Source organism: Corynebacterium auriscanis, from assembly GCF_030408435.1.
In the GTDB taxonomy this organism is placed as follows: Bacteria; Actinomycetota; Actinomycetes; order Mycobacteriales; family Mycobacteriaceae; genus Corynebacterium; species Corynebacterium auriscanis.
The window spans coordinates 1,543,613-1,556,841 of sequence record NZ_CP047046.1; the positions used below are offsets into that span (position 1 = coordinate 1,543,613).

General features: G+C 52.8%; 13 protein-coding genes. 2 read left to right on the forward strand and 11 right to left on the reverse strand.

Annotated features, from left to right (window positions below; translation table 11 throughout):
- Positions 1 to 204: 204 nt before the first annotated feature.
- From CAURIC_RS06520 to CAURIC_RS06540, 6 genes are all read right to left on the reverse strand, one after another.
- On the reverse strand, positions 205 to 3,138 hold the full coding sequence (locus tag CAURIC_RS06520) for a restriction endonuclease (RefSeq protein WP_035114009.1): 2,934 nt from the start codon (positions 3,136 to 3,138) through the stop codon (positions 205 to 207).
- Positions 3,139 to 3,146: 8 nt separating this feature from the next.
- Positions 3,147 to 5,180, reverse strand: a complete 2,034-nt coding sequence (locus CAURIC_RS06525; RefSeq protein WP_216593965.1) for a site-specific DNA-methyltransferase — start codon at positions 5,178 to 5,180, stop codon at positions 3,147 to 3,149.
- 12 nt (positions 5,181 to 5,192) lie between these two features.
- On the reverse strand, positions 5,193 to 8,129 hold the full coding sequence (locus tag CAURIC_RS06530; RefSeq protein WP_052094988.1) for an SNF2-related protein: 2,937 nt from the start codon (positions 8,127 to 8,129) through the stop codon (positions 5,193 to 5,195).
- Between the two features lie 319 nt (positions 8,130 to 8,448).
- Positions 8,449 to 8,604 carry a hypothetical protein gene (locus CAURIC_RS06535; protein ID WP_156963435.1) on the reverse strand — a complete coding sequence of 52 codons (156 nt, stop codon included), beginning with the start codon at positions 8,602 to 8,604 and terminating at the stop codon, positions 8,449 to 8,451.
- A 285-nt stretch (positions 8,605 to 8,889) separates the two neighbouring features.
- The gene (locus CAURIC_RS11045; RefSeq protein WP_035114011.1) at positions 8,890 to 9,156 is read right to left on the reverse strand and encodes a Txe/YoeB family addiction module toxin; all 267 of its coding nucleotides are present in this window, start codon (positions 9,154 to 9,156) and stop codon (positions 8,890 to 8,892) included.
- A gap of 14 nt (positions 9,157 to 9,170) precedes the next feature.
- The gene (locus CAURIC_RS06540; RefSeq protein ID WP_035114013.1) at positions 9,171 to 9,413 is read right to left on the reverse strand and encodes a type II toxin-antitoxin system Phd/YefM family antitoxin; all 243 of its coding nucleotides are present in this window, start codon (positions 9,411 to 9,413) and stop codon (positions 9,171 to 9,173) included.
- Positions 9,414 to 9,701: 288 nt separating this feature from the next.
- Between CAURIC_RS06540 and CAURIC_RS06545 the strand changes: the two genes are divergently transcribed.
- Positions 9,702 to 10,112, forward strand: a complete 411-nt coding sequence (locus CAURIC_RS06545) for a DUF2220 domain-containing protein (protein ID WP_052094989.1) — start codon at positions 9,702 to 9,704, stop codon at positions 10,110 to 10,112.
- Here the strand turns inward: CAURIC_RS06545 and CAURIC_RS06550 are convergent.
- The 5 genes from CAURIC_RS06550 to CAURIC_RS06570 all read right to left on the reverse strand — a co-directional run bounded on the left by CAURIC_RS06550 (position 10,109) and on the right by CAURIC_RS06570 (position 12,004).
- Complete coding sequence (locus tag CAURIC_RS06550; protein WP_035114023.1) at positions 10,109 to 10,411, reverse strand: hypothetical protein; 303 nt, start codon at positions 10,409 to 10,411, stop codon at positions 10,109 to 10,111. The genes CAURIC_RS06545 and CAURIC_RS06550 overlap by 4 nt on opposite strands.
- Before the next feature lie 21 nt (positions 10,412 to 10,432).
- Positions 10,433 to 10,633, reverse strand: coding sequence for a hypothetical protein (locus CAURIC_RS06555; RefSeq protein ID WP_035114026.1), 201 nt, complete (start codon positions 10,631 to 10,633; stop codon positions 10,433 to 10,435).
- Complete coding sequence (locus CAURIC_RS06560; protein ID WP_235700711.1) at positions 10,633 to 10,950, reverse strand: antitoxin VbhA family protein; 318 nt, start codon at positions 10,948 to 10,950, stop codon at positions 10,633 to 10,635. Before CAURIC_RS06560 ends, CAURIC_RS06555 begins: the two co-directional genes overlap by 1 nt.
- Before the next feature lie 96 nt (positions 10,951 to 11,046).
- Positions 11,047 to 11,703, reverse strand: coding sequence for a Fic/DOC family protein (locus tag CAURIC_RS06565; RefSeq protein WP_290182175.1), 657 nt, complete (start codon positions 11,701 to 11,703; stop codon positions 11,047 to 11,049).
- 73 nt (positions 11,704 to 11,776) lie between these two features.
- A complete protein-coding gene (locus CAURIC_RS06570; RefSeq protein WP_035114028.1) occupies positions 11,777 to 12,004 on the reverse strand; it encodes an antitoxin VbhA family protein in 228 nt (75 codons plus the stop codon).
- A gap of 586 nt (positions 12,005 to 12,590) precedes the next feature.
- Between CAURIC_RS06570 and CAURIC_RS06575 the strand changes: the two genes are divergently transcribed.
- The gene (locus CAURIC_RS06575) at positions 12,591 to 12,824 is read left to right on the forward strand and encodes a hypothetical protein (protein ID WP_216593966.1); all 234 of its coding nucleotides are present in this window, start codon (positions 12,591 to 12,593) and stop codon (positions 12,822 to 12,824) included.
- Positions 12,825 to 13,229 lie beyond the last annotated feature (405 nt).

The following is a 13,229-nucleotide window of genomic DNA, read 5'->3' on the forward strand; positions in this document are numbered from 1 at the left end:
AGCCCCTGCTGCCCAGCTTCCATTCTACAGCCGAGCTCGGGGGATCCCGTGTCTGGCCCCTCTGCGCGTGGTTAAGAAATGCGGTCAGGTATTCACCCAGATTGTTGGCACTGATACGAATCGGTACAACGATTCAAATCCACAATTCCTCAAAGCGGCCAACGGGTTATTTGCCGAAGCGGCACAACCGTACACGAATCACTCTTAAATATTCCACTTCCCTGGCGCGGCTTTTGCGTAGTCCACTCCAATGGTCTTGAAGTGTTCTGTCGCAGCATCGATCTTGGCTTGTTCGGTGGCACGCAGCAGGTGCTCGCTCATTGTGCTCTTGGTTTCACGAATCATGTACAGCCTGTCCTCGCCATCCACATGCTTCACGATTGCCCAGTCCGGGTTATACGGCCCAACCGGTGTATCGATCTTGAATTTAGGCGGTAGTTTCAGAAACAGCTTGATGTCTTCTCGCTCATCGAGAAGTTCGGCGAACTGGCGCTCCGTCTCCGAGTCGTAGACAACGAAGTCATAGTCAGTCTTGTCTTTGTTTTTAACCTTGTAAAGGTTGTCCAAGAAGTACTGCTTCTCCTCCAGCCCATCTTTTTGGAGTTCGGTAAGCGAATACACACTGCCGCCGATCCGCTCGTACTGAACGCCTTCAGTCACAATCGCTGCTAGTTCGGCTTCAACGATTCCCCTGACCATTTTGATGTAATCGTTCGGATTTAAAATAAACTCATCAAGGCGGCCGCTCTGAATGAGAATGTCGATAATCGTCCTGCGGGTCAGCGACGTCGCCTCCTGGAGTTCCGACACGATATCCGGCAACTTATACCCACCCCGAAGGTCAGTGGTACGGCTGCTGGTTTCCGCTCCTTTAGTGCCGCCACGAGCGATGGTCAGCTTTGCCTTTTTCACCTCGATTCGAAGTGGATCGATGTCCTCGGCCTTCTCGATCTTACGTACTGCATTTTTGATCAACACATCGCTATCAACCGAGACACTGTAGGTGGTGCGCTGGCTAATCTTCTCCCAGAACTCTTCAAACTCACGCGACGTAAAATAGAGCTGCTTGTTTAGCTTGCGGGTCGTTCGTGCTCGTTTCGGTTTAACGTAATGGGCGATGTTAGCCCGTCGCAGAACTTCAACAATTGCGGCCTCGACCGGGCTGAACTCTGCCTCTAAGTCAAGAGAGAAGTTATCAGAATCTGGAGTGAACGCTTCTGTGACGTAGCCGTCCTGATTGAGGAATCCCCTATCCTTGAGCTGGTCCCAAATCTTTACCGAAGTGTTGTATCCCAGATTCTCTTGACCTTCGGATTCTGGCTTTGGAAGTTTGGCAAAATCGCCCTTGCGAATGTAACCGATCGCCACACCCGCTTTCTTGTATTCTTTCTGCAGGTTGGTGGCGAACTCTTGGTATGACTCATTAGCGACAACAGTCAGCTGGGCCACTGAACGATCAGCGACACGTTCACCGTCCCGGTTGACTGGAAGGCGCAACCCTCGTCCGATTGTCTGACGACGCTCAGTTTCAGAACCCATTTCGCGCAACGTACAAATCTGGAACACGTTCGGGTTGTCCCAACCCTCCCGCAAAGCGGAGTGAGAGAAAATAAACCGAACCGGTTCCTCTTCGCTCAGCAAACGCGCCTTGTCTTTCATAATTAAGTCATATGAGTCATCATCCTTAGCGGTCTCCCCCGAAGTGTCCCCGTACACGCCCTTTTTGATCTGGGAGAAGTATGCGCGCCTGAGTTCGATCGGATCTTGTGGCAATAGCTCCTTGTACTCTGAGAATCGCTCCCTCTCCTCAAGGAATAGTTGATCGAACCACTGTGCAAACTTCCCGTTAGCAGTTGCGTTATCTGCGCCCTCTCCTAAATAACTTGCAACCTTATCGACGAAGAACAGACTCAGCACCTTGATGCCGTGCCTACGCAGCAGCGACTCTTTGCGGAAGTGCTCACGAATGGTCTCACGGATCATCTCACGATAGACCGCCTCGTCATTACTGCCAATAGATTCTCCGACCTGCAGAATGCCGTGGTGGGTGAGTTCGATAAACCCAGGACCATCGAGGTTAATTTCATTGATGCGCCAATTGTTGTCGTACGCAGAGTTGCCGGTCACCTTCGCCAGGTCCTGGTTCTGCTTGACCTTCTTGACTTGGCGATCAAGCGACCCGTCCTTCTTACGGCACACCAACTCCAGACTAGCCTGCCACGGATTGCTGTCAACGCTCAAGAGCTTAATGTACGGCTTGGCGTCTCCACCGTGCTCCGTCGCCTCTGCCACGACAATTTGCTTCACCAGCCCGAGTTCATGAGCATCCACTGGATCCAGCCGGTAAGTCACGTTGCGCGTTTCACGGTGTGTCGCACTGTAGCGAAGGATGAAAGCGGGGTCCATCCCCGCCAGCGCTGTCTTCGACAGTTCCGACTCCATATTTTGTGGCTCGTCCATGATCAGGACAGGTCGGGTAGCGCGCAGAAAATCAATTGGACGCAAACCGTTAAGCTTGTCTCGCGTCTGATTCATGATCAAGTTATTACCCCGACCACGCACCGAACCAATCGTCATAATCATGATCTGGATGCTCGTCGACGTAGCAAACGACTGCACTTCTTCAGCGTTCTTACCGCTGTAGACCATGGAATCGAATGGCAGCGCCGGGTACAGCTGACGGAAGTGATCATGCATCAACTCAATGCTGGTCTTCACACCTTCACGAATCGCCACACTGGGCACTAGGATGACAAACTTGGTGAAATTGTATTTCTCTGCCAGCTCGAAAATGGTCCGGAGGTAAACGTAGGTCTTCCCGGTACCGGTTTCCATCTCGATATCGAACTGCAGCCCGTCGATAAGCTCCCGCGCAGGTTTAAGCCCCTGACGGTTTTGCACAACCCGGAGGTTTTCAAGCACAGTCTCTTCATCTAGCAGGAAGTTATTGCCAACTGCGCCGATTTCCTCGCTCAAATCAATGTCGAGGGCTTGGTTGCTCGTTTCCGGCAGCGCTTTTGTGGTGTGAAACGTAGTGAGAAAATCACCGGCGTCGTTGGGCTGGCCATCGAACAGATCAGTAACCGAGTTGATCGACTGGAGCTGGTATTCCTGTTTGGCATCAAACTTGAATTTCATACTCATCCCTACGCCGTCCAGAGCTCAATGCCGTTAGTCTTGCAGATCTGAGCGAGGTTGGTCTTTAACTCGTCGTCCCCCTTGAAAGCATCCTCGAGGATGATGAACTGGGCGGGCTTTACATCCACTGCTGCACGCAGCTGCGGCAGCGTCGGCTTAGTGTGTTCATCAAGGTAAGCCAGCACCAACGTTTCTTCCTTGTCGGCTTCGTCATCGACTTCGACGACCGCCTTGAACGACAAGCCGTCGATCTCACGATCGCGAATTTGTTCCACCAGCGAGTGCCCCTGCTTAATCAAGATCTCGGTGAGAAGGTCATCCGGCGTGGCGTTATCGTCAGGACTTTCGCCAAGGTCGAGCAGATGCTGCTCCAGCTGTGTCACATCAGTGTCAGATTCGGTACGCCACTTAGAGAAATTAGTATCAGCGAGTTTATAGGCCCGGAAACCAATGTCGAGCGGTTTGTTTCGATCTGTCAGCTCATCACCATAATCCTCGAAAACTCTCTTTCCAGCGAGCTGGATTCTTGCTCTCGAAATCTCTGAAATAGTCTCGTATTTAGCCTGTCTTGCGACAGACTTCTCGGATGTAGGCTCCGGCAGCTGCACCATAATAAACTTTCGATTCGCTCCTTGCTCTGCGTTGGATTGCATAACGGCATGTGCGGTTGAGGAGGAGCCTGCGAAGAAGTCTAGAACCGTCATCTCATCATCATTGAGTAAATCGATTAGGCCAGAAAGAATATATTCGTCTTTCGGAAAGTCGAAAACCTTCTTCTCCCCAAAAAGGCTCTTAACTCGCTTCGTCGCAGCCCTACCGTCTTGATAGAGAACCGAGTAAGGGGCTTCATATTCAGTTTCGTTTAAGTACCTCTTATACGTGGGCACCTTGCTTTCGTCAGCACCAAAAAGTACGCGACCTTCAAGAATCTTTTGCTCCATCACGGGCCTCTGGAAGAGCCAACCTCGGCTCGGAATCTTCACCGGCCTATTGGTTACTGGGTGAAGGACGTCATATACAGGACCGCCGCCTCCTGGCCAAGAAATATTATCGGCAAAAAACACCCCATTCTCGTCAATCCTGTTGTAATGTCTATTTCTCCGAGATGGGTCGTTTGGAGGCAGTCCTTCGTACCAAGACTTTAGATCACCGCTCGCTGCAGCAAAGTTTCCACCGTTTTTTCTAACGGCACGCTCGGCGAACTGATAAATCTGATCGAGCCCGGCTTTTCGGGTCTTCCAGTTGAGACCATTCTCCTTCAAGTAACTAAAGTTTCGAGCGAAACACAAAACATATTCATGTGAAGTGGAGATGAATTTGGAGTCGTTCTTTCTTCCACCGCTCCAAATAAAAGACCCTACAAAATTATTCTCACCAAACACCTCGTTCAACATGCGTTTTAAGTTTTCCAACTCAGAGTCATCAATCGACACGAAAATCGCGCCGTCACGAGTCAAAAGATTTCTAGCCAGCTTCAGCCGTGGGTACATCATGTTGAGCCAGTTCGAATGATACCGGCCTTCTGACTCCGAGTTGGACGAAAGCTTCTTGCCTTCTTCGTTAACCTGTTTCGACCACTCGAGGTAGGTTTCCAGACCCTCTTTAAAGTTATCGGGATAGACAAAATCCTTGCCGGTGTTGTAGGGAGGATCGATGTAGATCATCTTGATCTTGCCGTGGTAGTGCTTCTGCAGAACCTTTAAGACTTCAAGATTGTCGCCCTCGATGAACACGTTCTGTGTAGTGTCCCAGTCTTTTGAGTTTTCTTTGTCGGGGCGAAGTGTCGCAGTTGTTGGCGTCTGGGCTGCGCGCATGGCGCGTTTCTTCCCTGGCCAAAACAACCCGAAGCGTTCGCTGGTGTCGGATGCGTCTCCCTGCAAAAGCTCCTTGAGCTTTTCGACGTCAATCTTTCCATCAGCAATTGCCTCAGGGGCCAGCTCGGCCAATTGCTCGGCCAGCTCCGTGCGGAAATCAGGGCTGCCGTTCGCTACCTCGTTAATTATTTCTAGCTCTTCTTTCACAGTTTTCTGTCCTTCATTCACTACTGGCTTTGTTTACGCTGTGATACGCCACCGGATGGCGAACAGCTCATTTTCCACCCGTGCACCTTGCAACGACTGCTTAATCAGGATAAGCAGTTCGTCGACATTGTCCCGCAGATCTCGCTTCTCTTTTCGATATCTGTCTTCGATCGAATCGATGTCATCATCGAGGTTTCGGGCTTTCTTTTTAAACCTGAGCTGCTCCATCGGATCGTCAGCCTGGTTCGCTTGCGCCCGCAGATCCTTGCGCTTCTTCTCTAATTCTCGAACAGCCTTTCTACGCTCCACATCAAGGTCGAGAATCTGACCCTGCAGTAGTTCTTCTTGCTGGTTGTAATAGCTTGAGTTACGGTGCTGGACTTCCTTCTCCAACAAGTCTTGCTGGGCCTTAAGTGCCCCCTCGAAGAGTGTGCTGTCAATCGGCGTGCCATCATCAGCCTGGTCGGTCACCCTAAGGTCCATCATCTCGACGACATCTTCCTGGTTCAGAAACTCGCCGCCATCAGTCACGCCTGCAGACAACAAGTAACTCTCAGAAATATCACGGTCATGGGCCTTCATCCTAAAAGTCAGGCTGCGAACCGTCAGTGATCCGGATTGGCCGACCAGGTCTTTCATCCGGGAGCTGACACGATCTGACTTATTGATATCGAAAACAAGAGTCTGCTGCGGCGTATCAGCAGTCATCGCGCCCTCGATGACATACTTCGCCAGATCACTGCTATAGCGATACTGCCTGGAATGTTCGCTTGGCGACGACTTGAAATGGTATCGCCCAGTTGCGATCCCCTCGGCTGGCGCGGTGTGCAGAACGAAGTTACGGCCATCCCCATCAAACTCGGCCAGACTCTGCAGACGGTTGATCGTCAACAAAAGCAACAGTTGTTCGAACTTGTTTAACACATCACCGGACTGCTCGTCATATGATTTGAGCCGGTCACGAACAGTTGGATCGAGATTGTCAAAAACCTTCGCCCTAGCCTCAGCCATATCCTTACTGACCGTGTCGGCGTACTTTTCCTCCAGTTCTTTAAAAGCTTGATTGATTTCATCGGCAGTCCGGTAGCTGTCATAGATCTGGGCGATCTCTTGGGCGAAATCGAAGCCACTTTCAATCCGCCCAAGAACCTCATCACTGGCACCAAACACACTGTCGAAGAGGTGGAACTTGTTCTCGAGCAACTCCAGGATCCGAGCTTCAGCCGCATTACCTTCATTTAAGAAGTTGACAATCACAACGTCATATTTCTGACCGAAACGGTGAATACGACCAATGCGTTGCTCAACCCGCTGCGGATTCCATGGCAGATCGTAATTAATCAACATAGAACAAAACTGCAGGTTAATACCTTCAGAGGCTGCTTCCGTGGCGATCATGATCGAACCCGAGTCGCGGAAATAATCCGCTAGTGCTTTACGGCGGTCAGCGGAAGGGTTGCCAGTAATGACGTCACTACCGGCATTCTTGTCCAGCCATTCCCCATAAATTTTGGTCGCCTCTGGCGAATCGTTCTGACCGTTAAAAAGTACTAACCCGTCGCCATACCCCGCTTGACGAAGTGTTTCTGCCAAGAAATTCTGGGTATCGGTGTACTCCGTGAAAATGATGGCCTTTTCAGGAGCTCCGATCTCGCGAAGGCGGGTAAATCCCCGCTCAATGGCTTCGCCAAACTTTAACGATTTTTGGTTCTGATGGATAGACTCAGCCAGAGCAGCAAAACCATTTAGTTCATCAATCTCCAGCTGTATTTGTTCCCGGATTGCTGGATCAGACCAGTCATCGTTTGGTTCCAGACTATTGCCAAACGACTCGTAAGCTGCTTGCTCCTCGTCCAAAATGTCGCTGTCGAAGTCGAACAATGACAGATGATCGTTGCGTCGCCCTCCCATGGCCAACTCCTCGGCTAGACGGTTTGCCGTTTTCCTGAGAGTGATTCCAACGGCGTAGGTGGACGAACCAAGCCGTTTGCGAATCACCTGCGAGGAAAGGGCCCGTTGGGAATTGTTAAAAGCGTAAAGAGTTTCGCGTTGAAGGTAGCTATTGACTAGGTCATACAGCTCCAATTCGGCCCTTGACGGCTGGAATTTGACCGTCAGCGGGTCTCGCTTGGTGAAGCGAATGTACTTTTCGGCGTCCCGGCGCAACGTCCTTTTGGTTAAGTGCCCGGCACGTTCAGCGAGATCATTAGGGCTAAACCCGTCACCACCAGACTTCACATACCGTTCCCGAAAAACATCAAGCGACCGGAAATACTCCGAATCGAAGATAGAAACCAGACCATAGATTTCTTCGAGCCGGTTCTGAAGAGGAGTCGCGGTCAGCAGAACAATCTTGCTAGCACCATCAAACACGTCGCCAACTGACGAAGCCACTTTGGCTTGAGCTTGTCCCTTATAGAAGTTTCGCAATCGGTGCGCTTCGTCGGCAACCACCAAATCCCAAGAACGCACCAAGTCAGCTTTGTTCTGCTGGACAAACTCGTACGAGGCGATCAAAACCTGCCCTGCCCCTTGACCGGCAAGTAATGACACTTTGGACTTAGAATCCAGCAACTCCGACGGAATCAAAAACTTTTCATAGAGTTCTTGCTTCCACTGCTGGCGAAGGCTGGCAGGAGCAATAATCAGGATTCGACGCTTGCGTTCCGCCCAATACTGAGTAATGACAATGCCCGCCTCAATCGTCTTACCGAGACCAACCTCGTCCGCCAAAATGACGCCGCGAGTGGCGTTTCCCTTTAGTGCAAATAAGGCCGCATCAATCTGATGTGGCTTTGGCTCCACCTGAGCATCAAAGAGAAGCCCCGCCAGTTTGCCGACATGGTCGTTGGCATAGCTTCGCTCCAGTTGATACGCAAAATATTTGGCCTGGTAAGAAGTCAGATGCGCCACAAAATCGATGTTTGGGTCAACGCTAAGCCCGTCAACCCGGTTGATTCTATCTGCCATACATCCCTCATCAAGACCAGCTCGACCTAATTACAATAGCGTTATTTTATCGCACGGGACTACTTCACAGGGGCCAAAACAGTCAATGAGCAACTGGTAACCCTATGTTGAGATGATGTGCACCCGACTCGTTCAGGGAAGCCTCTAGGTTCTGCCCCACAAGGCAACCGCTCTTCCCCAGACGCGTTTTCACTCACGACCGTGGTTAATAGTCCTTCTCGGAATATTGGCTTCCAGCACGTTCTAGTCCGGTGGTTCTATAGACCTCCGCGGTTGTTAGCGGTTCCCATCTGCTCGCCCTCCCCGGGGCGTGCGGAACCTACGCGGTGCCACCCTCCGCCCCCAAAAAGTCGTTGCCCGTTGAGCCTTCCGCGATCAAGCCATACGAGTGGCGCCAGTGATTGTTGTTGCGCTCGCCGTTGAGCTCGTGAATGTCGTCATATTCTTTGTGGGCGCGGCGCACACGCGCCGGCATGCGGGGTGCCCCTCCCCCTGCATTGCGAGCCCGGAAGCCACGGGGGCGTCGGGTAGAAGAGGGATCATCAGGATTGGGGAAAGTGACCCGGGTAAGTGGTGCACGCCGTGGGGCACGGCTGGCCAGCCTCTAGCATGGAGCGAGTTGCGGGGGAGTTGAGCACAATTGGCTTCTAGGACTAAAAAAGAGCTATAAGACCACCGAGGCACCGCCTGGAAACTCTGTTGCGACTAGACCCGCCCACTCTCGTCGACCACCCCTTCCGCGTGCATCGCATTCTGAGGTTTATTCGTGGTGAGTCCACATTCGCAATACGTGGACGATTTCGCGCTCTGGATCCACCTCATAGACAAGCCGGTGCTGAATATTTATCCGGCGGGAATAGCACCCCGAAAGGTCACCCACCAGCTTTTCGAACCTCGGTGGTGATGTAAACGGGTCATCTTGTACGATCGCCAGGAGCTTTTGCGTCTTGGGCTTCAAGCCCGAATCGCGCAGTTTTCTGGCATCTTTTTGCACCGCCTTCGAAAATACAAGTTTCCAATCCCCCACTGGTCACCCACCATTCACCAGTCGAGTTCCGAGGATGCAGCATCTGCCCCCTCTTCGCGCGCTTCGCGAATCGATGCCGTCATATTTGGAACGGACATGAGGTATAGCGTCTCCTGAATGGACCGCCAATCTTCTTCCCCAACCAGCACAGCATTCCCGCGCTGGCCAGTGATTGTAATCTCCTCAGACTCCTCATTGACCTGATCGATGAGCCGGTAAAGGTTCGCGCGGGCATTAGTTGCGCTAAGTGCGGTCATGGCAAAACACCTCCACGAAGGATCGTACGCGATAACGTACGTTCCAACAAGTGGCCCGCCCTAGGGTTTAGATGGATTCATTGAAAATAGGACAGATTAGGGTCAGTCCATGTGGCGCAACCACCGTGCCTGGTTAAGTGGCCAGTTTTCAGGACTTGCAATCAACCTTGAGCCACCGACGGGAAAGCTCGCAGAGCGTGACGATGGCCTCGCGGTCCGCTCTTGGTTAGACGAGTGGAACCGCAGCACCATACCCGCGCAGCGAGAGGATAAAAAGCTGAGTCACTTGTGATCGAAAATCACCACACTTTCCTTGCTTTACCCAATCTGCCAGGTACCGTGGCGGTCTTCGGTGGCGGGCTACGAGCGCACACTCTTGCCACGCAGATTCCCGGCCTCAGTGACAAAACTGTGCTGTACTGGAGAGATCTCGACTCGCACGGCTTTTACATCCTTGAACTCGTTCGCCGACATCTGCCTCAGGCAACGTCAGTCCTAATGGACCTAGACACCGCTCGCGCGCATATGCAATTAGCTGTGGAAGAACCCCAGCCCAGTAGGTTTGTGCCACAATGGCTCACTCCGCAAGAAACCTTCGCCCTGGAGTTTTTACGCAGCCATGCGGTTGGCGGATGCCTACGCATCGAGCAGGAACGAATCGTGTACGACTACGCGGTGGAGGCTCTCAAAGGGGCTTAGGAAGTCGTTGCCCGAGGAGGCGGTGCGGGAATCAGCGGTGCGGAACTCCAGGTGTGCGCAGAAGACCGCGCATCGTTGCCTTCACTCCCCGATTGCATCGTCTCACCATCCCCGCTGGCAGCACCGCGCTCCGTCATATCGGCCTCCCGCCCCACCTGGTCAGCCGCGAAAACACCGGGGCGCAGGGCGTCGGTAAGAAAACGAGAATCCGTCGTGGCCGCAGCGATGTACCGCGCAGCATGCACTTCCTCGGCATTGATCCGGGTCCAATCCAGCGCCCACCCGGCACTCCGCATCATCTGGTCGAAGAAGAACCGCTGCTAGCGCGAATTGCCATCCCGGAACGGACGCACGATGGTCATCTCACCCCAGTGGTCTGCCGCGGTGAAGCTGCTGAGGGGTTCGGCGTTTTCCAGCTCAGCAAGCCGCTGAGTGGCGAATTGCCCGGCAAGCTCATCAAGGACTGTGAGGTCGGTTTCGTTGAAGTGGTTCCGGGGAGCCTCGTCTGTTTTGTGTGCCATTACTCCGCGCCTTTCGTCCGGGTCTTCACGCTCTTCGTCCTGGCCTTGACATCCTTCGTCTCAAACGGAGCATCCTTAGTTCCGTTCTTCGCACCCGTGGTCTTAGCAATGCGCTGGCGAAGAAACTCGGCACGTTCGCAATCGCCATAACCCTGGGCCTCCATCACTTCCAGTGCAACCTGGTCACCGGTGATTTCGCCACGCAGGATACGGCGGCCGCGGGCTTCATCATCGGGAGTGATGTCGTATCCGGCCATTCTCATTGAAGCGCGCACGGCCGCGACTTTCTGGTCTTCGGTGCGGTAGTCGATGGTCATAGTCTTATCCCTTCTTGACGGCGGTGTGGTCGCTCTCTCATTAGTCGTCCGGTGGAATGGTCGTCAGTAGCTGGTGCCCAATCAGCAGCTGGGACGCTAATGGTTGGGTCGTTGAGCATGCGACGAAACCTCTCCCGGTTGCTTTGGCATTGCGATTGACTTGTACACGTCGAGCATTGGTTCGTAGTTCAGGTGGAGCCCGTAGGGATCCATAAACGAATCGCGGCTTGCTTGGTTCCACGTATTGGCATCCACCTCACAGAATGCCAGCTCAACGCCGTGTTGACGGGCTAAATCTGTCATAAAGATTTTGGTTGCTCGCCCATTTCCCTCGCGGAACGGGTGCGCAAAGTTCAGATCGGTATGGATCTTGGCGAGGTAGCGCAACGTGCCATTGAAATCGGTTGATTCCCACTCGAAGTTCTCAATCGCCCTACCGATGTGGCGCAGGTACATGCCCATACTGGCGTGATCTCCAAAGTGATGGCCACCTTTTTGAATGTTCACTTTCCGCAGTGCACCCGCCCATTCATAGAGGGCACCAAATGCCAGATTATGTGCAGAGCACAGCCGCGAGCCAGCATCGCCTCCTTCGAGGGAAGACTCCCCGGTTGAGTTGGATAACTCCGCTGAGGCTCCATTGAGGTACTCCACGGCCTGAAGTGTGTCTTGGTCTTGAATATCGGGTTTATTCCGGAGTACTTGCGTGCCCGGGTAGAAGTAGCTCGTCCAAACGTCTGCGGGCTTGGCCATATTTAGCTCCTAGCTCCTAGCTTTTGGCTTCTAGTATGCGAAGGTTCTGGGCGTGAAAACTCATGCTGTGGTGTTAGTACAAGACCATCAGCTCATCGATCGTCAGCTGTGGTCGCGAGCCAGCAACTTGATCTGCGAGTAGTTGCACCTCGGCTTCCGTGGGTTCCCACCCCTCGTGAGCACCATTCGCCAGCGCATTGGCAAGCAACCGGCGCTGGGGCTGGGCCAATGGTTCAAACTGTTCAGGGAAAACCGAAACCCACTGTTCGAGCCCCTTAATCGAGCTGAAATCTATGGTCATGTTCTTCACTCCTTCACACTGCCGGAGCGTGGCAGTCACTCCTCATGTGTGCCTGCGGCGCGCCCCAAGTTGTCGGTGCGGTTATAAGTTTAAGGAGTAGACCAGACAGTCCCCGGGCGTAAGGACGATTACCCTCCCCTGAGTGAAATGCTTGTTCGATTCCAAGGAATCTATCCCCCTTCAATAATGCTCTTCGATCTAAAAATACGACAATCATCCTTTGACTGCCGACTTCTCGATTTTAATCAGGAGAAACAACGCGCTTCTAAGCAAAAATTTACCCAACAACACATACCGCGCAGGCAGCAAGCACACCTAACAACTCCACCCAAGTAGCCGAACAACCATGCGACGTGACCTAACGAATTGCTCACCCCACAGTTTAAAGTGGCAAGCACAAGACCCAGTCGCAAGGAGTAATATTTCACTGTTCTAATCCGAAATGTACGCTATCGCCGACGGCTTGATCCGCATTGTCGGCTAGTATCCGCGCCGAAACAGCGACGCAGTGACTCTTGGCAGAGACTGTGGCGAGACCACTGAAGAAATCGCCAAGACCGAGCATTGGTGTCAGGACAATGGCTACATGACCCTCGACACTGAAGGTACCTACTGGATAGTTGAAGGCAAGGCTGACGACGAGACTGTTATTTGCGGGCGCGAAGCTACCGAGTGTCTACTGCGCTCTCTGATAGCTCACCCTGCCTACCAATATCAGACATGGACATACTTGATTGCATTCGAAAGTGACATTCGCAAGAGCGACTCGTTCGCGGAACCGGCCAGCCTAGGCGGTGTGAAAAGGACGCTGCCGAGCTAGGAGGCGAGTTGTTTAGACACCTTCCTTGCCATTCAAGGCCAATTTCGGCGGTTACACAGCGGGGTGCTAGTTCCCCCTCACATTCTCATCAAATCAGGAAAACCGGTCCGAAAAACTCAACCCACACCAACATTCACTGGTACAACCGCAAACGCATACAAAACGGCTCAAAGGCCTGGCGCCGGGGCACTATCACAACCAGACCTGTGAGCCCCTAACCGCCTAGAACTAAACCAGTCCAGCTTTCGGGGGCCAGTTCGGCCCTACATGGCAACTGTGCCCACCCCCGTCGATAACCTTCCCCGTAGCGATCTAGTCTCCGATGTAGGCGGCTACCCACCCCCGTTGCCTAGGTACCGCGCTCCGGCGACTCAGTTTTCCACCGAGCGAACTCTCCAAAACTTT

Coding starts and splice junctions, on each gene's coding strand:
- CAURIC_RS06520 (WP_035114009.1), bottom strand. CDS start 3,138: ATGAAATTCAAGTTTGATGCCAAACAGGAATACCAGCTCCAGTCGATC.
- CAURIC_RS06530 (WP_052094988.1), bottom strand. CDS start 8,129: ATGGCAGATAGAATCAACCGGGTTGACGGGCTTAGCGTTGACCCAAAC.
- CAURIC_RS06535 (WP_156963435.1), bottom strand. CDS start 8,604: ATGCCGGCGCGTGTGCGCCGCGCCCACAAAGAATATGACGACATTCAC.
- CAURIC_RS06540 (WP_035114013.1), bottom strand. CDS start 9,413: ATGACCGCACTTAGCGCAACTAATGCCCGCGCGAACCTTTACCGGCTC.
- CAURIC_RS06550 (WP_035114023.1), bottom strand. CDS start 10,411: ATGATGCGGAGTGCCGGGTGGGCGCTGGATTGGACCCGGATCAATGCC.
- CAURIC_RS06555 (WP_035114026.1), bottom strand. CDS start 10,633: ATGGCACACAAAACAGACGAGGCTCCCCGGAACCACTTCAACGAAACC.
- CAURIC_RS06560 (WP_235700711.1), bottom strand. CDS start 10,950: ATGACCATCGACTACCGCACCGAAGACCAGAAAGTCGCGGCCGTGCGC.
- CAURIC_RS06565 (WP_290182175.1), bottom strand. CDS start 11,703: ATGGCCAAGCCCGCAGACGTTTGGACGAGCTACTTCTACCCGGGCACG.
- CAURIC_RS06570 (WP_035114028.1), bottom strand. CDS start 12,004: ATGACCATAGATTTCAGCTCGATTAAGGGGCTCGAACAGTGGGTTTCG.
- CAURIC_RS06575 (WP_216593966.1), top strand. CDS start 12,591: ATGACCCTCGACACTGAAGGTACCTACTGGATAGTTGAAGGCAAGGCT.